Genomic DNA, 22,615 nt, shown 5'->3' with positions numbered 1-22,615 from the left:
GCAGGGGGGACCCTGTGGGAGAGTAGGACGCCGCCGAACAATTATTCCGGGAAAGCCCCGTGCCCTTGTGGCACGGGGCTTTTCTGCGTTCCCGGTTTTATTTCAGGCCGGAGCGGCTTCGCTCTCGTGAGTAAGCGCGTCCTGATGCCTCGCGCTCGCGTCACGGAAGGCGAGCCCGTGAGGGGCTGCCGTCGCGGCTGTTGTGCGGGGGCCGGCCCTCGATGACGGGTGCGAGTCCGTCGAGGAGGGCCTTGAGGCCGAGTTCGAAGAGGGTGTCGAGGTGGAGGTCGTAGCCGTTGTCGAAGGAGCCGACCACCTTGGCGAACGTGGGGAAGCGGCGGGACTCCACAAGGTCCTGCATGGCCTGGGCCCGGCTGACCATCCACTGTTCCTCGGACTGACCGGAGGTGGCCGCGGCCTGTGCCTCCCGTTCCAGGTGGATGGCAAGCCCTTGGACGTGGCTGAAGAGCAGGACGTGGATGTCGAACAGTTCGGTAGGTGCGAGGCCGTGACCGTCGAGAGCGCTCAGGGACCACTCGCCGTGGGCGATGAGCCCGGGCACGAGAAGAGGCCGGGTGAGGGAGGAGAGCTGGGCCAGCCAGGGGTGTCTGCGGTGCAGGGACCAGAGCGTGCGCGCGCCGAGTTCCAGCCTCGGACGCCAGCCCCCGGGCGGGTCCGACGGGAAGGACTCCTCGCCGAACGCGGCGTCCGCCATGAGCAGGATGAGGTCGTCCTTGCCGGTGACGTGCCGGTAGGCCGACATGGGAGCCACGCCCAGGCGGGCCGCGATGCCGCGCATGGAGAGAGCGGTCAGGCCTTCTGCGTCCGCGATGTCGATGTCGATGGCGGTGCGGACGATGCGGTCGAGTGTGAGCTCCTGTTCCGCGGGAGCGGCGGACGGGCGTCGCCTGCTGCGGGAGGGGACCTTGGGGGCGACGACGGTGCCCGCTCGCGGTCGGGCCTCGACCAGTCCCTCCAGGCGGAGCGTGGTCAGAGCCTTGGTGGCGGTCGCGAGGGCGACTTTCCATTCCCTGGCGACCTGGCGCGTGGAGGGGACACGGTCTCCCGGGGACAGTTCGCCGTCCGTGATGCGTCGCCGGATGTCCGCCGCGATGCGCAGGTAGGGAGGCTCGGCCCCCGTGCGTGTGGGCTTGGTCACAGTGGCCCCTCTTCCTCTCGCTGTACTAGCTGCGTACGCCGTTAGTTCAGTTGACGCCTACGGCATACGAGAGGGACGAATCGCGGTGACCGTGGTCGAGCGCGGTACGGGACTGCGGCCCGGCGGGCAGGCGGTGGATGTCCGTGGCGTCGCTCTCGACGTGGTCGAGAGGATGGGTCTGCTGGCCGAGGCGCGGGCCGTGCGTACGAGGATGCGGGGCATGTCGGTGCTGGACGCCGACGGAAAGGAAGTCCATCGCTCGACCGAGGTCGCCTACAGCAGCGGGCGGCTGGACAGTGACGACATCGAGATCCTGCGCGAGGACCTGGTGCGGCTGATCCATGAGCGCACCCGTGACGACGTCGAGTACCTCTTCGGGGACACCGTCACCGCGCTCGACGAGGGCGCTGCGGGCGTGCGGGTGCAGTTCGCCGGGGAGGCGCCCCGGACCTACGACCTGGTCATCGGGGCCGACGGTCTGCATTCGACGGTACGACGGCTGGCCTTCGGCCCCGAGGAGCGCTTCGCCCACCATCTGGGCAGCTACCTCTCCGTGTTCGGTACGGACAACTTCCTCGGGCTGGAGGACTGGCAGGTGTGGCTGCGCGACGGGGAGGCCGGTTTCGGGATCATGCCGGTGCGCGGCAACACCGAGCTGAGGGTCGCGTTCGGCATCGAGTCCGGCCCGCTGGAGCGTGACGCCGGCGCCCTGCGTCGCATCATCACGGAGCGGCTCGCATCCATCCGGTGGGAGGGGCCGCGGCTGGCCGAGGCCGCGCTCGGCGCTCCGGACTTCTACTGCGACGCCATGGCACAGATCCGGATGGACAGCTGGTCCCTCGGCAGGGTGGCCCTGCTGGGCGACGCCGGCTATTGCCCCTCGCCTCTCTCGGGCCAGGGCACCAGTCTGGCGCTCGTGGGCGCCCACGTACTGGCCGACTGCCTGGCCCGGACGCCTGAGGACCACGCCTCCGCCTTCGCGTGCTATGAGGGCCGTATGCGGCCTTTCGTGGCCCTCAACCAGGCGCTGGCCACGGAGAACCCTGGCGGGCCGGCTTCCGAGGCGTCCGTCGAACTCGCCAAGAACGCGCTGTCGCTGGACGGCTGACCGTCGGGGCCAAAAGCCGTTTGCCCTGGTCGGGTCTGCGGGGCAGCATCGGCCCATGGACTATGACATTCGCGGTGTCCGGGCGGAGGAGTGGGAGCCGGCCAGAGAGATCCGTCTGGCGGCGCTGCGGGATCCGGTGGCGTCGATCGCCTTTCTGGAGACGTACGAGCGCGCGGTCGTGAGGCCGGACGAGTTCTGGCAGCAGCGGACGGCTGACGCCGCCGAGGGTCGGCTGAGCCGTCAGTTCATCGCCGAGACGCCGGACGGCGAGTGGGCGGGGACGGTGTCGGTTCTCATCGAACGTCCAGCCGACGAGCCGGGGTTCGGCGAGGCGGCGGAGTACGACCAGACTCACCTGGTGGGTGTGTTCGTGCGGCCCGGTCACCGGGGTCTAGGGGTGCTGGACGCGCTCTTCCGGGAGGCGATCGACTGGTCGTGGTCGCTGACCGGCCCGCCGGTGGAGCGGGTGCGGCTGTACGTCCACGAGGCCAACGCGCGCGCCGCGGCCGCCTACCGCCGGATCGGCTTCGTCCCGACGGGCCGTACCGTGCGGCTGGAGGGTGATCGGGACTCGTTGGAACTGGAGTTCGAGATCCGCCGTTGAGGGCCCTCGCGACGACGATCAGCGGGTCCCGGGAGCGGGGAGCTCTTCCTGCCAGCGTGCCCGGGCCTGCTCCCGGGAGCGGAGCAGGGCCAGCGCGGGCATCCCATGGTCCTGGCCGGCCGCCAGAAGCTCCGGAAGCTGGGGCAGCGGAGCGACAGCGGCGACGTCGTCGAGGACGAGGGACATTGGTGGGTCGAGCCGACCGTCGGTTGACCGTGCGGCCATGCGGCGGCCGTGCTCGACCACGTGTGAGGTGAGTGCGGTGAGCAGGGGCATCGCACCGGGGTGGTGGCGGGGATCCTCGATGGGTTCACCAACCACATAGAGCGTTCCCAGTTCGCGTGCAAATGATTCCAGTACGAGCGCATCAGCTCGATTGGCTGTGCAGGCTTCCCGGATGTGGACGGACGAGAGGGCGGCGAAGGCCCGTACGGTCAGTTCCTGTGCCATCTCGCGGCGTTCGGGATAGGCCGTGAGCGCCGACTCCAGCAGGCCGGCGAGTCCGGAGGCCGCCTTGGGGTGGGTACGGAGCAGGCGCACGACTTCGTGGCCGCCCGCGCCGGAAGCCCAGCGGTGGACCTGGCGGAAGGGGCGGCCGTCCACCGCGGCGGCGTGCAGCCAGCACTGCAGGAGGGTCGCGGCCGTGTCGGCGACGGCTGCGTCCGCCTTGGCCAGGGGGCGTACGGGGGTGAGCAGCGCGGTGGCGCGTGCGGCCGCGACGGCGGGGTCCTCGCATCCGGCGGTCGGTGACCAGTGGAGCCTGGCCGGGGTGTCGCAGAGGTGGCCCGGGTCGTAGACGAGGACGGGGCCGAGCTTGCTCCGGGCGTCCTTCGTCTCGGCCCAGACGGTGGGATCGGAGGTCACGACCAGTGCGGGTCCGTCCGCGTCCCTGATGGCCTGGACGGCGGTGGGGCGGCGGGTGGCGGACACGCCGTACATGACGTGCGGGGTGCGGGGCGTGGGGACGGCGGCTGGGGGCGTCTCCGGTGCGTACGCCGCGGCCGGAGGTGCCGCGACGGGCGGCGGCGCGGGGGCCGGGGGGCCCAGGGAGCGCGTGCCGGCCCGACCGTACTCGTGGACCGCGGATTGCGGGTGTACGGCTTTCGGTGCGGGCTCCAGGTGGGAGACCCGCCGCTTCCTGACCATGCGCCAGCGGGTGACCACGCCTGCCGCGAACACGGTCAGGACCAGCAGAACCATCACTTCGCCGATGAACAGGCCCCAGAACAGGCCGTGTCCGGACAGTTCACCGGCCGGGGTGTCGGGCCACGCCCCCGGCAGGTCCGTGGGCTGCACGGCCAGGGCCCGCAGGGCGAGTGGTGTGCGCGTGAAGGTGACGGCGTGGGGCCATGCGCCGTGGGTGAAGAGCCCGGCGAGACCGGTGGCCGTCCAGGCCAGGACCGTCAGGCCGAAGAGGAAGGCCAGGAGGCCGATCAGCAGGCCGTCCGGGATGCCCCCCTGCTGTTCGCCGCGCCCCGTGCCGGATGGTGACTGGCGTGCCATGTCATGCCACCGTTGACTCGGAGGACTCGTTCACCCGTTGGTGGTACTCGATGTGCGCCGCCCGTTGCTCCGCCTCCAGCTCCGCGGCTTGTACGTCCTCGGGGAGCATGTCCGACGTCGACCCTTCGGTCATGGCCCTGTCCGTGAAGACCAGGGGGCGTTCCGCCTCGGTGATCAGGTGTTTGACGACCTGGACGTTGCCGTTGACGTCCCAGACGGCGATGCCGGGGGTCAGCGTCGGGATGATCTCGACGGCCCACCTGGGCAGACCGATGACCTTGCCCGTCGCTCTGGCCTCGTCGGCCTTCTGGGCGTAGATCGTGCGGGTGGAGGCCATCTTCAGGATGGCGGCGGCTTCCTTCGCCGCGGCCCCGTCGACGACGTCGCTGAGGTGGTGGACGACCGCCACGAAGGACAGGCCGAGGCGTCGTCCGAACTTCAGCAGGCGCTGGAAGAGCTGGGCGACGAAGGGGGAGTTGATGATGTGCCAGGCCTCTTCGACGAGGAAGATGCGCTTCTTCCGGTCGGGCCTGATCCAGGTGTGCTCCAGCCAGACACCGACGATCGCCATGAGGATGGGCATCGCGATCGAGTTGCGGTCGATGTGCGAGAGGTCGAAGACGATCAGTGGTGCGTCGAGGTCGATGCCGATCGTGGTCGGGCCGTCGAACATGCCCCGCAGGTCACCGTCGACGAGGCGGTCCAGGACGAGAGCGACGTCCAGGCCCCAGGCCCGTACGTCGTCTATGTCGACGTTCATCGCCTCGGCGGACTCGGGCTTCGGGTGGCGCAGCTGCTCCACGATGTCCATCAGTACGGGCTGGCGGGTGGTGATGGTGGCGCTGACGTACGCGTGGGCGACCTTGAGTGCGAAGCCGGACCGTTCGTCGAGGCCATGGCCCATGGCGACCTCGATGATCGTGCGCAGCAGGGCGAGCTGGCCGGTCGTGGTGATCGAGGGATCGAGCGGGTTGAGCCTGATCCCGTCGTTCAGCGCCGCCGTCGGGTCCAGCCGGATGGGCGTGATGCCCAGCTCCTCGGCGATCAGGTTCCACTCGCCGACGCCGTCCTCGCCCTGGGCGTCCAGGACGACGACCTGGCGGTCACGGAAGCGGAGCTGGCGCAGGACGTACGTCTTCTCCAGTGCGGACTTGCCGTTGCCGGACTCGCCGAGGACCAGCCAGTGCGGGGCGGGGAGCTGTTGTCCGTACAGCTGGAACGGGTCGTAGATGTAGCCCTTGCCCGAATACACCTCACGCCCGATGATCACGCCGGAGTCGCCGAGGCCGGGCGCGGCGGTCGGCAGGTAGACGGCCTGGGCCTGACCGGTGGACGTGCGCACCGGCAGGCGGGTCGTCTCCACCTTCCCGAACAGGAAGCCGGTGAAGGCATCCGACAACGCGGACAGCGGATCTCGCATGGCGTGACTGCCCTTTCGTTAGCGACGGATACCGGTGGCGAACGGCAAGGTGTTCACGAAGGCGCGGTGGTGTTCGCGGTCGCACCACTCCAGTTTCAGGTACGACTTGCCGGCCGAGGCCCGGATCGTCCGCTTGTCGCGGGCGAGGGCCTCGGGGGACCGGGACGACACGGTGATGTACCCCACGAGGTTGACCCCCGCCGCCCCGCTCGCCAGATCTTCACCCCGCTGGTCGAGCCGGCCGTGGGCGGCGATGTCGCGCGGGTCGACCGTGCGGTTCATCTTGGCCTGGCGGCTCGCCTCGGCGTCGTCGTTGGTCTTCTCGGTCAGCATCCGCTCGATGGCGATCTCGGTGGGTTCGAGGTCCATGCAGACGGCGACCGTGCGGATCACGTCGGGTGTGTGGACGAGCAGGGGCGCCAGGAAGTTCACGCCGACCGGAGTCATCGGCCATTCCTTCACCCAGGCCGTGGCGTGGCACCAGGGGGCGCGGGTGGTGGATTCGCGTGTCTTGGCCTGCAGGAACGTCGGCTCGACCGCGTCCAGTTCGGCCGGCCAGGCATTGCGCTTCGTCATCGCCTGGATGTGGTCGATGGGGTGGTCCGGGTCGTACATCGAGTGCACGAGGGAGGCGAGCCTGCTCTGCCCGAGCGGCTGGCGCACCCGGATGTCGGCCTCGGCGAGCCGGGCGCAGATGTCGGTCAGCTCGCGTGCCATGACGACGGCGAGCCCGGCGTCGCGGTCCACCTTGCGGCCGCCCTGAGGGCGGATGGCGCGGGCCATGGCGTTGGCCTCGGCGGCCAGGTCGCGGCTGTAGTGCATACAGGCCACGAGGTAGGCGCGGTGCTGCTCGCTGGAGGTGGAGACCATCGACTGGAGCTGGTCGTAGGAGTCCTGGAGCCAGCCGGGCGCGGTCCTGTCACCGCGCTGGGCGACGTCCTTCGCGTGGGCGTCGGGGTCGGCGGGGAGGGTGCGGGCAAGCATCTGAAGGCGCGTCACATAGCCGTCGCCGTTGGCCACGTGCTTGAGCAGGGTGCCGAAGCGGTCGACCAGGGCCTCCTGGTCCTCGCTGTCGCGCAGCCCGACGCCGGGGCCCTCGATTTCGATGGCCGCGGTGACCGTACGGCGGTCAGCGTGCAGCAGGACGGCGATCTCGTCGGGGCCGAACGGCGCGGCGAGCCAGCTGATCCTGCCGATGCCGGGCGGCGGCCCGATCTCGACCTCGCGCCCGTCGGTCCTCACGCCCGCCTCCATGGCGGCGGAACGGTAGGCCGTGCCGCGGCGCAGGGTGCGCCTGAAGCTGCGGTTGATCTCGAACCACTTGTAGAAGGTGCGGCCCTTGTAGGGGACGTACACGACGGCCAGGGCCAGCATGGGGAAGCCCACGAGGGAGACGATCCGCAGGGAGAGGGCGGGGACGAGGAGGCCGCTCATCATGCCGAGGAACGCCCCGGCGATGATCAGCGCGATCTCGCCCGTCTCACGGTTCTTGCCGACGATCGCGTTCGGCCGGGCCCGGCCGATGAGATACGTGCGGCGGGGCGCGATCGTATGGGACTGGATCGTCAACGCCCTCCACCTCCTGTGCTCGTGCTACCTGTGCTGCCTGAACCGCCTCCTCGCGGGGAGCGGCTGCCGTGGGGAGTGCCGGAGGCGGGTCCGGACCCGCTGCGGGGCGAGGGTGCGGCACCTCCGCCTCCGCCGCCCTGGTTGCGGGAGCTGTGGGCGGCGACACCGCCGCTGACCGGGTTGGCCGGGCGGGCGCCGCCTCCGCCTTCACCGCCACCGCTGCGGCCGCTGTGGGTCTTGATGCCCTGCGAGACGAGGGCGGCGGGGGAGCTGATGAGGGCGGCGGCCTGGGAGCCGTCGGTGGCCTGCCGGCGGTTGGTGCGGGCGCCCTGGATCTCGTCGCCGAAGCCGGGTACGAAGCGGTAGATCATCGCGGAGGCGAAGATTGCCAGCAGGATGATGGAGAGCCCGGACACCACGGCCGAGAACGCGTTGGGCCCGTCGTCTGCGGAGAGTGCCCCGGCGAGGCCGAGCACGATGACGATGACCGGCTTCACCATGATCACCGCGATCATGATTCCCGCCCAGCGGCGGACGTGGCCCCACATGTTCTTGTCGACGAGTCCGGAGTACACGACGACACCGAGCAGCGCGCCCACGTAGAGCAGGGCGGCCCGGATGACGAGCTCCAGCCACAGGATTCCGGCGGCGAGAATCGAGACGAGGGAGACGACGATCAGCATGATCGGCCCGCCGCCGATGTCCTTGCCCTTCTTGAGCGCCTCGGCGAACGACCCGAAGAAGACGTCGGTCTGCCCGCCCGTCGCGGTCGAGATGACCTCGGACACGCCGTCGGTGGCCGAGACCACCACGTACAGGATGAGCGGGGTGAAGGCCGAGGCCAGGACCGTGAGCCAGAGGAACCCGACGGCCTCGGAGATCGCGGTGGTGAACGGCACGCCCCTGATGGCGCGCTTGGCCACGGCGAAGAGCCACAGGACCAGGGTGAGGATGGTGGAGGCCGCGAAGACCACGGCGTACTGGGTGAGGAACGTGGAGTTGGTGAAGTCGACGGTCGCCGTGCTCTCCACGGCCTTGCTGAGCTCGCGGACGAGGTAGGCGGCGGCGTCGGCGCAGCCGCGAGCCAGGGAGGAGAGGGGGTCTAGGGCGTCGTCTGTGACGGAGGGGGTGCGCCTGGCGCCGGCTCCGCTTTCGCCGTCCTCGCAGTAATCGCGGGCAGCGCCGTAGATGAGGTCGCAAGGGTTGTTACTGCTACTGGGACTGGGTGTAGGCGATGGGGCTGCTACGGCTCGCGTCGCGAACAGGGTGAGAGAAGCCTGCATCGCGGCGAGTAGGGCAACGACGGACCTGGCACGACGCCACGGCTTACCGGGCATAGGTAAAGCCTCCAAACCCGTTGACGGCACCGGCGATCTCGTCGGCTCCGGACGCCCTGTTGTCGCCGCCCACGGGGGCAGGGCCGTCCTTTTGGGAGTGCGTGACAGCCTTCCAGTCGCCATTCACCCATTGCAGTTCCATGGTGATGGTGAACCAGCCGTCCGTAACTGGCTTCGTCGATCCTTCGCCCGCCAGGCCGAGCAGGCCCGAGCACCAGACGTCGACGGTCACCTGGTCCTCAGACGCCTTTGTCACCTTTGTTCCGATGGGCGTCGTGCGGGAGATGAAAGCAAAGCCTGCAGGAGCAGTGCCGTCGTCGTTGAGGCCGACGTTTCTGAAGAAGCCGGTCGAATAGGCCTGATCGAGCGTGGACCGGAACTTATCGATGGACGTAGGCGCGATAACGGCGTCGAGGATGCCATCGCGCTTCGTCTTGTCGAACATCTCCGCGGACCCCAGCGCCACCGCGTAATTCGCCGCAGCGCTCTGCGCCCCCTGCTCGTCGTGCGCGAAGCCGAAGGCGATGGTGCCGTTCTTGCCCTGGACCGGTTTGGTGCCCGTCGCCGTGGTGGGGACCGCGCCGGTGGCGTCCGGCTTCTTCTCCTTGCCGCTGCCGCCGTTGTCGCCCCCGCCCTGGTTCGCGAACGCGATCGCCGCGATCAGCAGCACCACCACGCCCACGATCATCACCAGCGAGCGGGAGTTGCGGGCGGGTCGCCGGCCGTAACCGTCGGGGTCCTCGCCGCTTCCGGGCATGCGGGTGCGGGTCTGGCGCGTTCCGCCGAGAGTGCTGTACGCATCTTCCGAGCGGCCACCCGGCTCGCTGCCGCCGTAACCGCGCTCGTCGCCCTGGCTCATGCCGCGTACGCCCCCTCAACCGTCTGCAGTTCCGCGTGGTACGACGGTAGCGGTGCTGGTTCCCGCATGGGCGCGGTGTGGTGACTCGACATCAGGGGACGCAACCTCTGCCGGTGGGCACGACGGACGGATGGTGTGGGAGGGGCTGGGCGGCCACGGCCTGGGACGGCGCGCTGACGGCCGCTCAGACAGCCATCCCGTACACGATGGTGAACAGTGTGCCGAGCGAGCCGATGATGAAGACGCCGGTCAGACCCGCCACGATCAGGCCCTTGCCCTGTTCCGCGCTGAAGGTGTCGCGCAGCGCCGTGGCGCCGATGCGTTGTTTTGCCGCACCCCAGATCGCGATGCCGAGGCAGAGCAGGATGGCGACGGCCATCACCACCTCGATCATGATGCGTGCCTCGTTGCCCAGGGTCCCGAACGGCCCCCAGTCTGGGGCGATTCCCCCGATGATGGTGGTGATATCGCCCTTTTCCGCTGACAGGTTCATGTAAGTCACCGCCCCTGTTGGGTAGTTCGCGGCCCGTGCCGTGTGGCACGGGCAGGTCTCTATCTTCGCTGATGAAACCGGCATCGCACGACGCCTTCCGGGGTCTCTTTACCCGGATCTCGCACGTTTGACCGGAGGAGCCGCCCTGACCTGCGGCTCGTGTCAGGATCTGCACGCATATGCATGGTTACTCTGTGTATCACGCGCTGTGACCGCTAGCAACGACGGTGGCCATGGTTCCGGATGCGGTCGATGCGTTCACGGGCCGCGAGCTGTTCGTACGCGCTGTTCGAGAGCCGTGATTGCGCCGGTGGCTTCTGGCCGATGCGTCGTCAGGTGCGGGGCGGGGAAGGCGTCAGGGGTCCGGAGGCCCGAGCACGGTTCGTACGGGCGGCTGCGGGCGTGGCGGGATGGTCCAGTGCGAAGGTGGCCTGAAGTCGCACCACGAGCCGTCGAACGGGAAGGCCCTCGTCTCGGCCAGGCGCACCACGCGTTCGCCCTCGGCGCGTATCGCCGCGGCTTCGTCCGGTGACCAGTAGGCGGCGTCCCCGGTCTTCTCTGCGAACGACCGCTCGTCCTTCCATCGCCATGCGTGGTCCCGGGCGACGGTGATGTCCAGCTCGTGATCGATGACGTCGATGTCCTCGCCGTGGTGGTAGCGGTGTTCCAGGTTCACGTACCAGCTGCGGAACCTCTGCCGGCGTCCGAAGAACCAGAAGACCGCGTGTCCGGCTGCGGCCGGCTGGTGGATGAGCGCGCTGCCCATGGGCCACCGGCCGGGCTTCAGCGGGTATCCGTCCACGGGTCGCTCCTCCGGCGGGATGTCCCGGAGGTGGGCGCCGCCGGGCAGTTCGGTCTGCCACATCGGGGTTCCGCTCTCCAGCCACACCAACTGGCCCTCGTCCGTGCGTTCGACGAGGCGTACGGGCACAGAGGTGCTCAGGTGGCCGCCGATGAAGAGGTTCCAGCGGAGGATCCGGCCGGTCACGGGGCGAGGAGTGCCAGGTCGTCGGCGGTGAGGCGCAGAGCGCCCGCGGCCACGTTCTCCACGAGGTGGTCGGGGTTGCCGGTGCCGGGGATGGCCAGCACGTGGGGCCCCTGGTGGAGTGTCCAGGCCAGTCTGATCTGGGCGGGCGTCACACCGTGTGTGCGTGCGACGGCACGCACCTCGTCCCGCTCGGTGTGGGTGACACCGCCTTCGCGGCCCTTGCCGACGATGGCGAAGAACGGCACGAAGGCGATGCCCTCCTCGCCGCAGTACCGCAGGAAGGCGTGGTCCTCGGCCGGGGAGCCGATGCCGTACGCGTTCTGTACACAGACGACGGGCGCGATGCTGCGCGCCTCGGCCAGCTGCGCCGGCGAGGTGTTGGACATCCCCAGGTGGCGGATGAGGCCGGCGTCGCGGAGTTCGGACAGTGCGCCGAAGTGGTCGGCGACGGATGCCTCCGCCCCGCTCGGTGCGAGGCGCAGGTTGACCACGTCCAGGTGGTCACGGCCGAGCTGGCGCAGGTTCTCCTCGACGTGGCCGCGCAGCTGCTGCGGCGTGGCCCAGAGCCAGGCACCCGAGGGGTCACGGCCCGGGCCGACCTTGGTGGTGATGACGAGGTCGTCGGAGTAGGGGGCCAGTGCGCTGTTGATGAGCTCGTTGGCGGACCGCAGTGCCGAGAAGTAGAAGGCGGCGGTGTCGATGTGGTTGACGCCGAGCTCGACGGCCGTGCGCAGGACGCCCAGGGCGCGCTTCCGGTCGCTGGGGACTCCGTCGGCGAACACCGCGCCGTCCTGGGTGAGGCGCATCGAGCCGAAGCCGAGCCGGTTGACGGTCAGATCTCCGAGCTCCCAGGTCCCGGCCGATGATGCGTTGATCGTTTCCACCGATGAAGTCATCGTGGGATTCTGCCACTGGCCGTCTGCGCCGCCGCGGTGGTACCTGATGGCCCGTTCGGGCCCGTGCGAGGGAGGTGGTCGATGATGATCTCCGCGACCCGGGAGGGCGGTATGCCGGTGGTGTCGATGGTCTCCGCCTCGCGTCGCAGCCAGGGCAGCGCGTCGCGGTAGGCGGGGAGGTGGTCGAGGCGCCACTGGCCCGCGTTGCGGCTGTCCGGCTTGGTGTCGGTCGTGATGCGGTGCACGAGTGTGCCGTCGTCCGTGTGCAGTACGAAGTGGTGGACCGGGATGCCGGCCTCGGCCAGTCCGCCGCTGAGCTCCTGCCAGTACCCCTCACGCAGGACGGTCTGGGTGACGACGAGCGTCCCGCCCACGAAGTCGAGCAACTGCCGCGCCGTCTCCACGACGAGGCCCCGCCACGGTTGCCAGTCCTGGAAGTCCCGTTCCGGTCTGCCGAGCACGTGCCCGAGCATCTCCCCGACCTTCTCCGCGTCGAAGAGCCGGGCCCCGGGGAGCCGTGCGGTGAGTTCTCCCGCGGTGGTGGTCTTTCCCACGCCGAAGGTGCCGTTGAGCCAGATGATCACACGGAGGAGCGTACGCCGAGGCCGGTACGGCGGGGCGGCTTCGGCCAGCACCGCTGCCCTTGCCCGGTCCCGGCCGGCGAACGGACTCAGGACCCGTGCGTCAGTACGGCGATGAAGCTGCGGCCGTAGGCATGGTGGGTCGTGACGTCGATGCGGGTGCCGCCGGGGACGTGGCGGACCCGGACCCCGGTGTCGGCGGAGCGGGTCCGAAGCGGCCTGCCGTGCAGGGTGACGGATACCGTTCGCCGCGTCGTCGAGAGCTCCACCAGTACGCTCCAAGGTCCGGTAGGCGCGTACTGGCCAGCCAAACAACGGGGCGCGGCACCGTCAATGGCGGGGTGGCCCCGGGGCGGTACTCCTCACAGGTTCCTGATGATGTCGTTCATGAAGTCACGGGAGGTGTCGGGTGCGAGCGCGATGGCCTCGGTCCGGTCCAGCAGCACGCGGTACTTCTCCAACTGGGCTTCCGTGTCCAGGAAGGCGGGGCCGTGCGCCTGGTCCAGGTTGACGCTGTCGAGCTGCGGCACCGGCCCGTGGGCGTAGTAGATCGACTGCCCCGACCCGGCGAGGGCCCCGGCCGAGAACGGGATCACCTGGATCGCGACGTGCTCGCGCTCGCTCATCTCCAGGAGGTGTCCGAGCTGTCGGCGGGCCACCTCGGGACCACCCAACCGCATACGCAGGGCGGCCTCGTGGATGACGACCCGCTGGGTCGTGGGCGGATCGCGGAAGAGGACGGCCTGTCGTTTGATCCGGAACGAGACGCGGTGCTCGACCTCGGGGGGTGAAAGTTCCGGGACTTCCTGGCGGAGCACCTCGCGGGCGTGCTCGGGGGTCTGGAGCAGTGCGGGGATGTGCACGGTCACCGCGGTACGCAGGCGCACGGCGTGGTGCTCGATCTCCGCCAGGTCGAGGAGGGGCGCGGGCAGGATCTCCCGGTACTCCTCCCACCAGCCGCGCGTGCGGTCGGCGGTCATGTTGCACAGGGCCCTGATGACCCCTTGGTCCACGTAGGCGTAGTGGTCGGCCAGTGCCCGCACCCGGTCGGGGCTCACACCCACGCGCCCGGCTTCCATGTTGCTGATCTGGTTCTGCTTCACACCCAGGAGTGCACCGGCCTGCGTCGCGGTGAGGCCGGCGCGTTCACGGAGCTTGCGCAGTTCACTGCCGAGGCGCAGCTGACGACCTGTCGGGCGGGTTCTCACCTGGTGATTCGCCTCCCTGAGCGCCTCGTCACCCACACGAGTGGGAGTTCACTCATTACTTGCCTTTCGGCTAATTCATTAGTCAAAACCTGGCTACCTTGGGACGCAGGCCACCTGCCCGGAAGTACCCCGCTCGACGGAGCGGCCTCGTCACCGGGTCATGCGACATGCACACCCCAACCCTGCTCCGCGAACGGAGACTTCCATGACCCCCGCCACCGTATCGCCGCCCTGGGCGTACACCCTCCAACTTCCGCAGGATCCCCGTGGCCCCGGTATCGCGCGCGCGACGCTGCGAACCGTCCTGGTGGTGCACGGGATAGGGGATCTGGTCGAGACCGCCGAACTGGTGGCGAGCGAGCTCGTCACCAATGCCTACCGGCATTCCTCCGGGCCCTACTCGCTCCGGCTGCGCGGTGCGGGGAGGAACCGGGTCCGGGTCGGGGTGTGGGACAGCAACCCGGAGATCCCTGCGCCCTTTTGCGGCGGGGAGACGCGTGAGCCGGGCGCCCTGGACGAGGGCGGGCGTGGGCTGCGGCTCGTACGACAGTGCGCGGACAGCTGGGGCGCGTACCCGGTCCGGGGCGGGCTGCCGGGTCAGGGCGGCAAGGTCCTCTGGGTCGAGTGCACGTGGAAACCGGACTGTCGGTGGGGTGAGCTGCCGTAGTGACAACGACCCTGAGCCGTCGGCGGTGCGCTGCGGGACCGCCTGCTCGCCCGCACCCGCGCCCGCACCCGGCGGCTCAGCGGTTCATATGCGCAGTTCCGGGGGGAATCCGGTCCAGCGGAGCTCCTCCGGGAGGTGGCTCATGTCGTTGACCACGACCAGGGAGGCGGGCATGCCGGGGGTGTACCGGATCACTGTCAGCGCGGCGTTGGAGTGGTTGAGCCCCATCCAGCGCCAAGCGGGGGCGTCGAGGGCGTCACGCACCAGCCAGGCGACGAGGAACGCGTGGGTGACGACGAGTTCGTGGCGCGGTTCGTCGCCCTCCGCGCATCCGGCGAACCTCGCCAGTGCGTCGCGGGCCAGTTCGGGGCCACGGGTGCGCTCGTCCTCCGGCACCTGCTCCACGAACGCGACCAGGCGGTCCGCCGACTCCCGCGGGAGTTCCTCACGTCGCGGGACGTACGGGACGTAGTCCCCGGCCGCCTCCGCGACCCGCAGGGGAACGTCCCGCCGGAGCTGCTCGTGGACCAGCTGGGCGGTCTGTGCGGCCCGGGGCAGCGGGCCGTGGTGGACGGCGGCGAACGGTACGTCCCGGAGTCGCTCGCCCAGCAGGGACGCCTGACGCCTGCCGTTCTTCGTCAGCTCGGTCTCGTCGGCCGATGCCTCGGCGTGCCGGGCTATGTAGAGGTAGCGGGTGGCGGAGCTGGTCATGGGAGCCCTTTCGGCTGGTCATGCGGGTGGTCATGCGGATGCCGAAGGGGACGGTGTGAGTCCCGGGCCGGTTCCGGTTCGCGCGTTCGGGTGATGTCGGCACGGACGGTTCCTTGCAGGGGCCGGGGCGCCAGCCCTCGGTCTCCCTCCGCTCGGCGTGTCGGGTACGCCGGGTTTGGCACAGTGCCGCTCCATGATCCGGGAGCGGGGAGAGGTATGGCTGCGGTACAGAGGCTGAGCGAACTGGCGGGGGCGCAGCCGGGCGGGAGCGCGCCCGCCGGTGTCCTGAAGCACAGCGACGGGCCGTGGCTGCGTGCGGCTGGCGGAGCCGACGATCTGGTGGCCCATCTGGGGCCGGTGCGGAACGAGTTGGCGACGGCGCACGAGGGGCTGGCGAACATGCTCGGCCAGCTGTCAGCCCTTGCGGAGCTGGCGGCGGTACGGGAGTCCTGGGAGAAGCGGATCGAGGCGGCGCGGGGCGAATGCGGCAGCCTGGCAGGCAGGTTGCGGGCCGTCGCGCAGGTTCAGGGCGCCACGAACGAGGCCGTGCGTTCGTCATTCGCACGGATGTCACGGCCTGGTGGTGAGGAGCGGTGAAGTCGGCACTGACCTGGGCGCAGTTACGGGACCTGAAGTGTGCCGAGCTGGAGGGTGCGGCCGACGGATGGGGCAGGTCGAGCAACCGGGCCGATGCCGCGCGGGACCGCATCGAGCAGCACCTGCTGACCGGGCTGCGGGACACCCAGGAGGGCGAGGCCGCCCGGGCTGCGGTCGCCCGGCTGCGTCAGCTCGGGCGGAACTTCCAGTACGTCTACACCGAGTGCGGGCTCCTGCGTACGACGCTGAACTCGCTGGCCCACGAGATGAAGATTCAGCAGCGAGCGTTGTCGGAGGCGCTGGACGATGCGGCGGCACTGAAGTTCACCGTGCACGCGGACGGGTCGGTGACGTACCCGGCGGCGGGCGAGGGCCTCATCGACGGCGCCCCACTGCAGGGCGGCACGGCGAGTTCGAACGGGGCCCCGGCGCTGGTCCAGCCGTCGGGCCTTGTCGCACCGAACCCGAACACGGCAAAGGCGCAGGACATCGCTGACCGGGTGACTGGAGCGGTGCGGTCCGCCGCCGAGATCGACTGGCGGTACGCGGGGATCCTGCGCCGTCTGAAGGCGGAGGAGGGGCTGAAGGTCCCCGATTCCACCTGGAAGGACGCGGCGGGGGACGCGTCCGCGGTCAGGGACGCGGCGGGCTCCTACCTGAAGGACGCCATCCCGCACGACGCGACGCCGGCCCAGCGGCGCGACTGGTGGGCGGGCCTGACTCAGGAGCAGCGAGAGGAGTACCTCGCGGTGTACCCGGACCAGGTCGGCAACCTGGACGGCATCCCGGCCCTGGTCCGCGACGCGGCCAACCGGGACAACCTGCAGCTGCTGATCGGCAAGCTGGAGGGCCGGGACGACGACCGGTCGGTCACGCACCTCGCGGGACTGCGGGAGATCGAGCGGCAGTTGGGGGCGGGGACGCAGCCTCCTATGTTCCTGCTCGGCATCGGGGACGAGGGGAACGGTAGAGCGATCGTCTCGTTCGGCAACCCGGACACGGCGAAGAATGTTGCGGCGTATGTTCCTGGGCTCAATACGGCTCTGGATGAAGGTTTTGCGAAGAATGACTTGAAGCGGGCCCGGGACACTGCAATCGCGACTCGCGAGATTGATCAATCAAGTGCCACAATTGCTTGGCTCGGATACGACGCACCACAGTTCCCGGACGGGCTAGACAGCCTTTCCGTTATGGAGAATGAACGCGCCGAGGCGGGTGGCCGATCCTTTAATAGCTTCGTGGGCGGTCTGGCGGCGTCAAGTGATCATGGAGATCCGCATTTGGTTGCAATCGGGCATTCGTACGGTTCACGCACGGTGGGGGCCGCCACGCAGGAAGGTGATGGGGTGCCGGGATTGGACGACATTGTGCTGATTGGTAGCCCCGGAGTCGGAGTCGATCGTGCGGAGGACCTAGGTGTGGGTCGGGGGCACGTATTTGTTGGGGCGGCTGATAATGATGTTGTCACTAAGACTTCGTCGAAGTTGCAGGCTGGTTTTGGCGCGGTCGGTGGGCCCTATGGGTATGCGGTCGGGAGCTTGATCGATCGGGACGACCATGTGTGGTTCGGTAGGGATCCTGCCAGCGAAGCCTTTGGGGCTACTCGTTTTCGCTCGGCGGAGGGGCCGCCGCTAGTTGGTCTTAAAGGCATTTCTTTCGCCGCCCACTCTCAGTACTTCGACCGAGGTGGTGAGGACCCAGTTTCGGCGGACAGTATTGCGCTTATCGCGGCAGGACAGGCTCGCAGAGTCAAGGTGGAGGAACCACGTTGAGGCGTCGGTCGGCAGTTTTGGCAATGCTGTTGAGTTTCTCCTTGATTGGGGGTTGCGGATACAAGGATGGGGATAATGTGAATATGCAAGAGGCGGCGCAGCGTTCTGATCGGATGCTCGATGACGTATTGAACGCGATTCGGCCGCATGTGCAATGGACTCATGGTCCCACTACTACTGGAAGCTGTGAGGTGTCGCGGAGGCGGACGATCATGACGGTAATCTCTGCGGAACGACGAGGTAGTTTTCTGGGCATCGTTGATCGGCACCTGCGTGAGAGCGGATTCAAGATCAACGCTATGAACAATGACTCAGAATTTCCCGCCATTTATGCTGGCACGGAAGAGGGCTACACCGTGAGTCTTCGGTTCGGCGGTGCGGGGCAAGCGTTCTTGCGCGTCGACACCCCCTGCGTAGAGGAGTCCGAGGTGGCCGAGTCCACCACCCGAGCGACCGCGCCCACCTACGAGGGGCAGGAGCACATCCCTCGCCCCAACATCCGCTCGGCCTTCTGGTCCGCCGGCGCCCCCTGACCCCCCGTAGCCGCCCCTGACGCCCCCTCATCCCCCCGACCACCCGTACACACCAGCGAATCAGGACGTGAACCGCGCCCGAATGGGGGATGGTTGGGGGGTGCGGAAATACTGGGTCTTCGTCGGCGGTGGGATCGGGCTGGGCCTGTGCTTCATCGCCCTGCTCGTCGTCGGTACGTACTCCGCCGCCGCCGGGATCTCCGGGGCGAGTGGGGCCGTCGGGCTGGCCAAGGGGGCTGTTCCGGCGCGGTATCAGCCGCTGGTCGAGCGGTGGGGCAACCTCTGCCCGGCCATCAACCCCGCGCTCCTCGCGGCCCAGTTGTACCAGGAGAGCGGCTGGAACCCCCGCGCGCAGAGCCCGGCCGCCGCGCAGGGCATCGCGCAGTTCATCCCCGGGACCTGGGCCACGCACGGCATCGACGGGGACAAGGACGGGGACCGGGACGTGTGGGACCCGGCCGATGCGATCCCGTCGGCGGCGTCGTACGACTGCGAGATCGCCGGGTACGTCAAGAAGGTGCCGGGCGATCCGACCGACAACATGCTCGCCGCCTACAACGCGGGTGCCTACCGGGTGATCCAGTCCGGCGGGGTGCCGGCGATCAGCGAGACGCAGAACTACGTCAAGATCATCCGCTCGCTGGAGAAGAGCTTCGCCAGGCCCGTCGGCCGGGTGCAGCCCTCGCAGCAGGCGGCCGGGGCGATCTACTTCGCGCAGAAGAAGCTCGGCACTCCGTATCTCTGGGGCGGGAACGGGACCGCGGAACAGGGGGGCCGGTTCGACTGTTCCGGGTTGACGCAGGCGGCGTACCGCACGGTCGACATCGAGCTGCCCCGGGTGGCGAACGACCAGTACAACGCGGGGCCGCACCCCTCGCGTGACGAGTTGCTCCCCGGTGACCTGGTGTTCTTCTCCGACGATCTGAACAACTCCCGTGCCATTCATCACGTGGGCCTCTACGTCGGTGGCGGCTACATGATCAACGCGCCGTACACGGGGGCCGTGATCCGGTTCGACAAGATCGACACGCCGGACTACTTCGGTGCCACCAGGGTCACGAAGGACGGGGCCGCGGCGCTTCCGACGGCGCTCCCGGGGAACTGACGACGAGTCGGCCGTGGCTGGAACTCTCCGTGAAGCCTGGGCCCTGAGCTGCGACGATGAGTCACTCTTCGATAACGTCATGGTGATCATTCGGTGGAGAGCGGAACGCGGACGGCCATCAGACCGTTCCCTGGACGGGGACAGCGTGTGCACTGACCACGCATAGCTGTCCGGGGAAGCCGTGCGGCAGGGCATCATGGCCTCCCGCGGCACCGATTCCGCACCGACCACGGGGGTCCGACCAAGGCGGCGTACACCGTTGTGCGCCGCAGCAGCAGCAGACAAGGCAAGGGGCCGCAGCAGATGGCTGGACTCGCACTCGATGGGTCGAACCCCGACGTCAGCCTGCTCTACGACATCAATGGGCTGGCGAAGGCCGCTCCGACCTGGTTCGACCGGGTCATGGAGTTCGTCGGTGAATACGGGATCATGCTGGGCATGGTCCTGGCGGTCCTGTGGTGCTGGTGGAGCGTGCGCCGACGCGGGACGACCGAGGACTCGGTGACGGCGGTCGCCGGCCTGGTGTGGGCGCCTCTGGCCGCCGGTATCGCCCTGCTCATCAACATCCCCATCCGGGGCTTCGTGGAGAGGCCGCGTCCGTTCCTCGATCACCAGGGGCTCGATGTCCTGGTGAAGGGCAAGACGGACTTCTCCTTCGTCAGCGACCACGCGACGATGGCCATGGCGATCGCTGTGGGCCTCTTCGTGGCCAACCGGAAGTTCGGCCTGGCGGCCATCGCGCTGGCGCTCCTGGAGGGCTTCTGCCGTGTCTACATGGGTGTCCACTACCCGACCGACGTGATCGGCGGCTTCGCTCTCGGTACAGCCGTGGCCCTGCTGCTCGCGCCGCTCGCGATGCTGCTGCTGACGCCCCTGGTGGGTGCCGTGGCCCGTGCCGGAGTGGTCGGCAGGCTCGTCCGCTCGGCCCGCCCGGTCTCGGTGGCCGGCGGGCCGGGTGAGGCCCGCGGGATTCCCGAGCCCCGTCCGGGCGCGGGCCGTGGTGGGGCGCCCGGCGAGAAGGATCTCGCCGCATAGCCGAAGGGCCGACGACGTGAGGGGGTGTCCCAAAGGGGCCGCCCCCTCTCGCATGTCCCGCCCCGCGCACATTTCCAAGAATGGCTGAGTCCGATCGCTCCGAGGCGCTGCCCGCGCGGCCGGTGACGGGACATCATGTGCGGGGAAACGGGGGCGTGGGCAAGCCGGCCCTGGTGCGCCGGTGGGAGACCGCCGCGCCCGAGCGGGCCTCGGTGGTGACGTCGTACGTGTGAGGGCTTTGCCCGACGGCCCGTGCCGAGGCCCACGCGATGGGCCGTGGCCGCGGCGGAGGGCTATCGGTCCTCAGCCGCGGTGACGTGTTCGGCTGCGTCGGTGCGGGCGCGGTCGCGGGAGCGCCGCGCGGGGCCGTACCAGCCGCAGGCACAGCGCGCCAGACAGAACGAGCCGCGTTCGACCGTGGTCGTGCTGTGCGCCCGGTCGGGGCCCTGCGCCGGCATGCGTACGGGGGCTTGGACGAGGGGGTCCGAGGGGTCCTGATGCACGCGTCCACGGTACTGGGGCCGTGCCCGGCGGGGCGCGGTGTGGGCCGAACGGCTTTCGGCAGGGCCTGCGCGGCGTGACGGGGCGCCCCGGCCGTCGTTAGGCGAAGGGGGCGGGAACCAGGGTCGGTGTACGTCGTTGGGGGTTGGCAGGCGATGGCGGTGCGACAGCACAGGTGCGGAGGCGGGGCACTGGCTGTGTGCGCCCTGGCCGTCGCCGGCGTGATGACGGTAGGCACCGGGTGCTCCGGTGGTGACGGCTGGGACGATGCGGGTGAGCGGGCCGTGACCCGAGGAAGCCCCGTCGGGAGCCCGGCCGACGCGGTGCGGCGGGCGGCGGACGAGCTGGTCCGCGCGGGCAGTGCCGAGACCCGCACCTCGATGGAGACGGCGGCCGGCGGGACCAGGGTGACCATCCGGGGCGAGGGGGTGTATGACTTCCGCGGGCAGCTGGGGCGGATCAGGGTGGTCCTGCCGAAGGACACTGCGGGGGCGGACGAGCACCGGCCGATCACGGAGCTGCTGGCGCCCGGGGCGGTGTACATGAAGAACCGCGGCGCCGGGGTTCCCGACGACAAGTGGGTGCGGATCGACACGACGGCCCTGGAGGACGGCAACCTCGTCACCGGCGGTGTGACCGATCCGACGGCCTCGGCCGAGCTCCTGCGCGGCGCTGCGGACGTGACGTACGTGGGGCGTACCGAGCTGGCCGGGGTGGAGGTCAGGCACTACCGGGGCACGGCCGACATCGGGAAGGCGGCGCGGGCGGCTTCGCGGGACTCGCGAGGTGCGCTGACGGCCGCGGCGAAAGGGTTCAGCACGGACACGGTGCCGTTCGACGCCTATCTGGACGACGACGGCCTGCTCCGGAAGGTGCGCCACCACTTCACCTTCGCGACCGAGGGACCGGCGGTGGCGGTGGTGTCGACGATGCTGCTGTACGGCTTCGGTACGCCGGTCTCCGTGCGGCTGCCCCCGGACGCGGACCTCTACACGGGCCGGGTCCAGCAGGGGAGGAGTGTCCCGGAAACCCCGTAGGGAGGGGGCCGAAATGGTCCGTCCGTGCCATGCGCGGTGCGTGCTCCGGTCCCTACGCTGAGGGTTGTCCCCGTGATCCCGGGTGGATCGGCTTGCGGCGTCAGGTGCGGTGCATCGCAAGGCGGAGGGGCGCTCGCTTACTGGATGTATCCGGGTGTTCCGACAACGCGGCGAGGTGCCGTGGCTGTCGTCGCGTGCCCGCCGGGGTTCGCGGGACAGCCCTCAAGGCAGTCGGTGCGCCGGAGTCGGCGACGGCAGAGAGAGGTGACGCAGGTGGTGACGCTCAGCGCTCCGAACGCTCAGGACTGTGTGGCCCTCGCCGAGATCGAACTGTGCGGTGAGCTCATGATCGCGGCGTCGGACGCGCTCGAGGACCGGCTCAGCGCCGACCGGATCGACGAGGTGCTCAACGTCAGGACCGGTCCCGGTCCGGCCGGGCAGCCGCCGTCCATCCCCCGGCAGGGCAGCCACCGGGGATGACGCCCCCGGCCTCCCTCATGTGCGCAGCAGGCGGGCGATGGCCTTGGTGGCCTCCTCGACCTTCGCGTCGATCTCGTCCCCGCCCTTGACGGCGGCGTCGGCGACGCAGTGGCGCAGGTGCTCCTCCAGGAGCTGGAGAGCGAAGGACTGCAGGGCCTTGGTGGAGGCTGACACCTGGGTGAGTATGTCGATGCAGTAGACGTCCTCGTCCACCATCCGCTGGAGTCCGCGGACCTGGCCCTCGATGCGGCGCAGGCGCTTGAGGTGCTCTTCCTTCTGGTGGTGGTACCCGTGGATACCGCGGTCGTGGTCGGTGACGACCGCTTCCGAACCGGCTGCGTCGCTGGCCTCGGTGGTGGTCATGGGGTCCTCCCGTTGTCCTCGTGCCCCCGCGGGGGCCGTGCCGTTCTGCACCGTCTGTATACCCCTGGTGGGTATATGGTAACGAATCC

26 protein-coding genes are annotated in these 22,615 nt (G+C 69.4%); 11 read left to right on the top strand and 15 right to left on the bottom strand.

Translation table 11 applies throughout. The features are described 5' to 3' along the window. Positions 1-160: 160 nt before the first annotated feature. Positions 161-1,159, bottom strand: a complete 999-nt coding sequence (locus ACFU5K_RS11185; protein WP_384059149.1) for a GntR family transcriptional regulator — start codon at positions 1,157-1,159, stop codon at positions 161-163. Between the two features lie 85 nt (positions 1,160-1,244). On the opposite strand from ACFU5K_RS11185, the gene ACFU5K_RS11180 reads away from it, so the two are divergent. Together ACFU5K_RS11180 and ACFU5K_RS11175 are read left to right on the top strand one after the other, a co-directional pair. Beyond that, positions 1,245-2,267 (top strand): FAD-dependent monooxygenase, encoded by a 1,023-nt coding sequence (locus ACFU5K_RS11180; protein ID WP_384059146.1) that lies wholly within the window; start codon positions 1,245-1,247, stop codon positions 2,265-2,267. Positions 2,268-2,322: 55 nt separating this feature from the next. Beyond that, a complete protein-coding gene (locus tag ACFU5K_RS11175; protein ID WP_384059143.1) occupies positions 2,323-2,871 on the top strand; it encodes a GNAT family N-acetyltransferase in 549 nt (182 codons plus the stop codon). An 18-nt stretch (positions 2,872-2,889) separates the two neighbouring features. Here ACFU5K_RS11175 and ACFU5K_RS11170 read toward each other — a convergent pair whose 3' ends face one another. The 11 genes from ACFU5K_RS11170 to ACFU5K_RS11120 form a co-directional block, all read right to left on the bottom strand. Then, positions 2,890-4,374 (bottom strand): type IV secretory system conjugative DNA transfer family protein, encoded by a 1,485-nt coding sequence (locus tag ACFU5K_RS11170; protein ID WP_384059140.1) that lies wholly within the window; start codon positions 4,372-4,374, stop codon positions 2,890-2,892. Between the two features lies 1 nt (position 4,375). Beyond that, positions 4,376-5,794: an ATP-binding protein gene (locus tag ACFU5K_RS11165; RefSeq protein WP_384059137.1), complete on the bottom strand. Its 1,419-nt coding sequence runs from the start codon at positions 5,792-5,794 to the stop codon at positions 4,376-4,378. Between the two features lie 18 nt (positions 5,795-5,812). Next, a complete protein-coding gene (locus ACFU5K_RS11160) occupies positions 5,813-7,363 on the bottom strand; it encodes an SCO6880 family protein (RefSeq protein WP_384059134.1) in 1,551 nt (516 codons plus the stop codon). Next, positions 7,360-8,646, bottom strand: coding sequence for a hypothetical protein (locus tag ACFU5K_RS11155; protein ID WP_384059131.1), 1,287 nt, complete (start codon positions 8,644-8,646; stop codon positions 7,360-7,362). The genes ACFU5K_RS11160 and ACFU5K_RS11155 overlap by 4 nt, the downstream gene beginning before the upstream one ends. A 43-nt stretch (positions 8,647-8,689) precedes the next feature. Then, the gene (locus tag ACFU5K_RS11150; RefSeq protein WP_384059129.1) at positions 8,690-9,559 is read right to left on the bottom strand and encodes a hypothetical protein; all 870 of its coding nucleotides are present in this window, start codon (positions 9,557-9,559) and stop codon (positions 8,690-8,692) included. 184 nt (positions 9,560-9,743) lie between these two features. After that, the gene (locus tag ACFU5K_RS11145) at positions 9,744-10,052 is read right to left on the bottom strand and encodes a hypothetical protein (RefSeq protein WP_384059128.1); all 309 of its coding nucleotides are present in this window, start codon (positions 10,050-10,052) and stop codon (positions 9,744-9,746) included. Positions 10,053-10,407: 355 nt separating this feature from the next. Further along, positions 10,408-11,040: a DUF402 domain-containing protein gene (locus tag ACFU5K_RS11140; protein ID WP_384059125.1), complete on the bottom strand. Its 633-nt coding sequence runs from the start codon at positions 11,038-11,040 to the stop codon at positions 10,408-10,410. Beyond that, entirely contained in the window at positions 11,037-11,936 is a 900-nt protein-coding gene (locus tag ACFU5K_RS11135) for an aldo/keto reductase (RefSeq protein WP_384059123.1), read from the bottom strand. The genes ACFU5K_RS11140 and ACFU5K_RS11135 overlap by 4 nt, the downstream gene beginning before the upstream one ends. Next, positions 11,933-12,520 carry an AAA family ATPase gene (locus tag ACFU5K_RS11130; RefSeq protein WP_384059120.1) on the bottom strand — a complete coding sequence of 196 codons (588 nt, stop codon included), beginning with the start codon at positions 12,518-12,520 and terminating at the stop codon, positions 11,933-11,935. The genes ACFU5K_RS11135 and ACFU5K_RS11130 overlap by 4 nt, the downstream gene beginning before the upstream one ends. 86 nt (positions 12,521-12,606) lie before the next feature. After that, positions 12,607-12,786, bottom strand: coding sequence for a hypothetical protein (locus ACFU5K_RS11125; protein WP_384059117.1), 180 nt, complete (start codon positions 12,784-12,786; stop codon positions 12,607-12,609). A 93-nt stretch (positions 12,787-12,879) separates the two neighbouring features. Then, a complete protein-coding gene (locus ACFU5K_RS11120) occupies positions 12,880-13,725 on the bottom strand; it encodes a helix-turn-helix domain-containing protein (RefSeq protein ID WP_384059115.1) in 846 nt (281 codons plus the stop codon). 205 nt (positions 13,726-13,930) lie between these two features. Here ACFU5K_RS11120 and ACFU5K_RS11115 point away from each other — a divergent pair, with 205 nt between their 5' ends. Beyond that, positions 13,931-14,392, top strand: a complete 462-nt coding sequence (locus tag ACFU5K_RS11115; protein WP_384059113.1) for an ATP-binding protein — start codon at positions 13,931-13,933, stop codon at positions 14,390-14,392. Between the two features lie 84 nt (positions 14,393-14,476). Here the strand turns inward: ACFU5K_RS11115 and ACFU5K_RS11110 are convergent, their stop codons facing one another. Next, the gene (locus ACFU5K_RS11110) at positions 14,477-15,103 is read right to left on the bottom strand and encodes a histidine phosphatase family protein (protein WP_384059110.1); all 627 of its coding nucleotides are present in this window, start codon (positions 15,101-15,103) and stop codon (positions 14,477-14,479) included. A gap of 216 nt (positions 15,104-15,319) precedes the next feature. On the opposite strand from ACFU5K_RS11110, the gene ACFU5K_RS11105 reads away from it, so the two are divergent. The 6 genes from ACFU5K_RS11105 (at position 15,320) to ACFU5K_RS11080 (ending at position 20,378) form a co-directional block, all read left to right on the top strand. After that, positions 15,320-15,700 (top strand): hypothetical protein, encoded by a 381-nt coding sequence (locus ACFU5K_RS11105; RefSeq protein ID WP_384059107.1) that lies wholly within the window; start codon positions 15,320-15,322, stop codon positions 15,698-15,700. Further along, a complete protein-coding gene (locus tag ACFU5K_RS11100) occupies positions 15,697-17,472 on the top strand; it encodes an alpha/beta hydrolase (RefSeq protein ID WP_384059104.1) in 1,776 nt (591 codons plus the stop codon). Before ACFU5K_RS11105 ends, ACFU5K_RS11100 begins: the two co-directional genes overlap by 4 nt. A 212-nt stretch (positions 17,473-17,684) precedes the next feature. Next, positions 17,685-18,005, top strand: a complete 321-nt coding sequence (locus ACFU5K_RS11095; protein ID WP_384059102.1) for a hypothetical protein — start codon at positions 17,685-17,687, stop codon at positions 18,003-18,005. 82 nt (positions 18,006-18,087) lie between these two features. Next, positions 18,088-19,110, top strand: coding sequence for an NlpC/P60 family protein (locus ACFU5K_RS11090; protein ID WP_384059101.1), 1,023 nt, complete (start codon positions 18,088-18,090; stop codon positions 19,108-19,110). Positions 19,111-19,413: 303 nt separating this feature from the next. After that, the gene (locus tag ACFU5K_RS11085; RefSeq protein ID WP_384059099.1) at positions 19,414-20,145 is read left to right on the top strand and encodes a phosphatase PAP2 family protein; all 732 of its coding nucleotides are present in this window, start codon (positions 19,414-19,416) and stop codon (positions 20,143-20,145) included. A gap of 80 nt (positions 20,146-20,225) precedes the next feature. Then, positions 20,226-20,378 (top strand): hypothetical protein, encoded by a 153-nt coding sequence (locus ACFU5K_RS11080; RefSeq protein WP_384059097.1) that lies wholly within the window; start codon positions 20,226-20,228, stop codon positions 20,376-20,378. 60 nt (positions 20,379-20,438) lie between these two features. Here ACFU5K_RS11080 and ACFU5K_RS11075 read toward each other — a convergent pair whose 3' ends face one another. Further along, positions 20,439-20,648 carry a hypothetical protein gene (locus ACFU5K_RS11075; protein WP_384059154.1) on the bottom strand — a complete coding sequence of 70 codons (210 nt, stop codon included), beginning with the start codon at positions 20,646-20,648 and terminating at the stop codon, positions 20,439-20,441. A 153-nt stretch (positions 20,649-20,801) separates the two neighbouring features. Here ACFU5K_RS11075 and ACFU5K_RS11070 point away from each other — a divergent pair, with 153 nt between their 5' ends. Further along, the gene (locus ACFU5K_RS11070; RefSeq protein WP_384059095.1) at positions 20,802-21,683 is read left to right on the top strand and encodes a hypothetical protein; all 882 of its coding nucleotides are present in this window, start codon (positions 20,802-20,804) and stop codon (positions 21,681-21,683) included. 264 nt (positions 21,684-21,947) lie between these two features. Continuing rightward, positions 21,948-22,163: a hypothetical protein gene (locus ACFU5K_RS11065; protein WP_384059092.1), complete on the top strand. Its 216-nt coding sequence runs from the start codon at positions 21,948-21,950 to the stop codon at positions 22,161-22,163. 15 nt (positions 22,164-22,178) lie between these two features. Here ACFU5K_RS11065 and ACFU5K_RS11060 read toward each other — a convergent pair whose 3' ends face one another. Next, positions 22,179-22,526: a metal-sensitive transcriptional regulator gene (locus tag ACFU5K_RS11060; protein ID WP_384059090.1), complete on the bottom strand. Its 348-nt coding sequence runs from the start codon at positions 22,524-22,526 to the stop codon at positions 22,179-22,181. Positions 22,527-22,615: the final 89 nt, after the last annotated feature.

It is taken from the genome of Streptomyces sp. NPDC057428 (assembly GCF_042803195.1).
Lineage (GTDB): Bacteria > Actinomycetota > Actinomycetes > Streptomycetales > Streptomycetaceae > Streptomyces.
This window is presented reverse-complemented; position numbering and strand designations above follow the sequence as displayed.

Excerpts from the sequence above, each read along its gene's own strand:
- ACFU5K_RS11115 (WP_384059113.1), top strand. The coding sequence starts at position 13,931 with ATGACCCCCGCCACCGTATCGCCGCCCTGGGCGTACACCCTCCAACTT.
- ACFU5K_RS11175 (WP_384059143.1), top strand. The coding sequence starts at position 2,323 with ATGGACTATGACATTCGCGGTGTCCGGGCGGAGGAGTGGGAGCCGGCC.
- ACFU5K_RS11145 (WP_384059128.1), bottom strand. The coding sequence starts at position 10,052 with ATGAACCTGTCAGCGGAAAAGGGCGATATCACCACCATCATCGGGGGA.
- ACFU5K_RS11110 (WP_384059110.1), bottom strand. The coding sequence starts at position 15,103 with ATGACCAGCTCCGCCACCCGCTACCTCTACATAGCCCGGCACGCCGAG.
- ACFU5K_RS11060 (WP_384059090.1), bottom strand. The coding sequence starts at position 22,526 with ATGACCACCACCGAGGCCAGCGACGCAGCCGGTTCGGAAGCGGTCGTC.
- ACFU5K_RS11070 (WP_384059095.1), top strand. The coding sequence starts at position 20,802 with ATGGCGGTGCGACAGCACAGGTGCGGAGGCGGGGCACTGGCTGTGTGC.
- ACFU5K_RS11105 (WP_384059107.1), top strand. The coding sequence starts at position 15,320 with ATGGCTGCGGTACAGAGGCTGAGCGAACTGGCGGGGGCGCAGCCGGGC.
- ACFU5K_RS11150 (WP_384059129.1), bottom strand. The coding sequence starts at position 9,559 with ATGAGCCAGGGCGACGAGCGCGGTTACGGCGGCAGCGAGCCGGGTGGC.
- ACFU5K_RS11165 (WP_384059137.1), bottom strand. The coding sequence starts at position 5,794 with ATGCGAGATCCGCTGTCCGCGTTGTCGGATGCCTTCACCGGCTTCCTG.
- ACFU5K_RS11090 (WP_384059101.1), top strand. The coding sequence starts at position 18,088 with ATGGGGGATGGTTGGGGGGTGCGGAAATACTGGGTCTTCGTCGGCGGT.
- ACFU5K_RS11085 (WP_384059099.1), top strand. The coding sequence starts at position 19,414 with ATGGCTGGACTCGCACTCGATGGGTCGAACCCCGACGTCAGCCTGCTC.
- ACFU5K_RS11170 (WP_384059140.1), bottom strand. The coding sequence starts at position 4,374 with ATGGCACGCCAGTCACCATCCGGCACGGGGCGCGGCGAACAGCAGGGG.
- ACFU5K_RS11095 (WP_384059102.1), top strand. The coding sequence starts at position 17,685 with ATGACGGTAATCTCTGCGGAACGACGAGGTAGTTTTCTGGGCATCGTT.
- ACFU5K_RS11135 (WP_384059123.1), bottom strand. The coding sequence starts at position 11,936 with ATGACTTCATCGGTGGAAACGATCAACGCATCATCGGCCGGGACCTGG.
- ACFU5K_RS11080 (WP_384059097.1), top strand. The coding sequence starts at position 20,226 with ATGGCTGAGTCCGATCGCTCCGAGGCGCTGCCCGCGCGGCCGGTGACG.
- ACFU5K_RS11155 (WP_384059131.1), bottom strand. The coding sequence starts at position 8,646 with ATGCAGGCTTCTCTCACCCTGTTCGCGACGCGAGCCGTAGCAGCCCCA.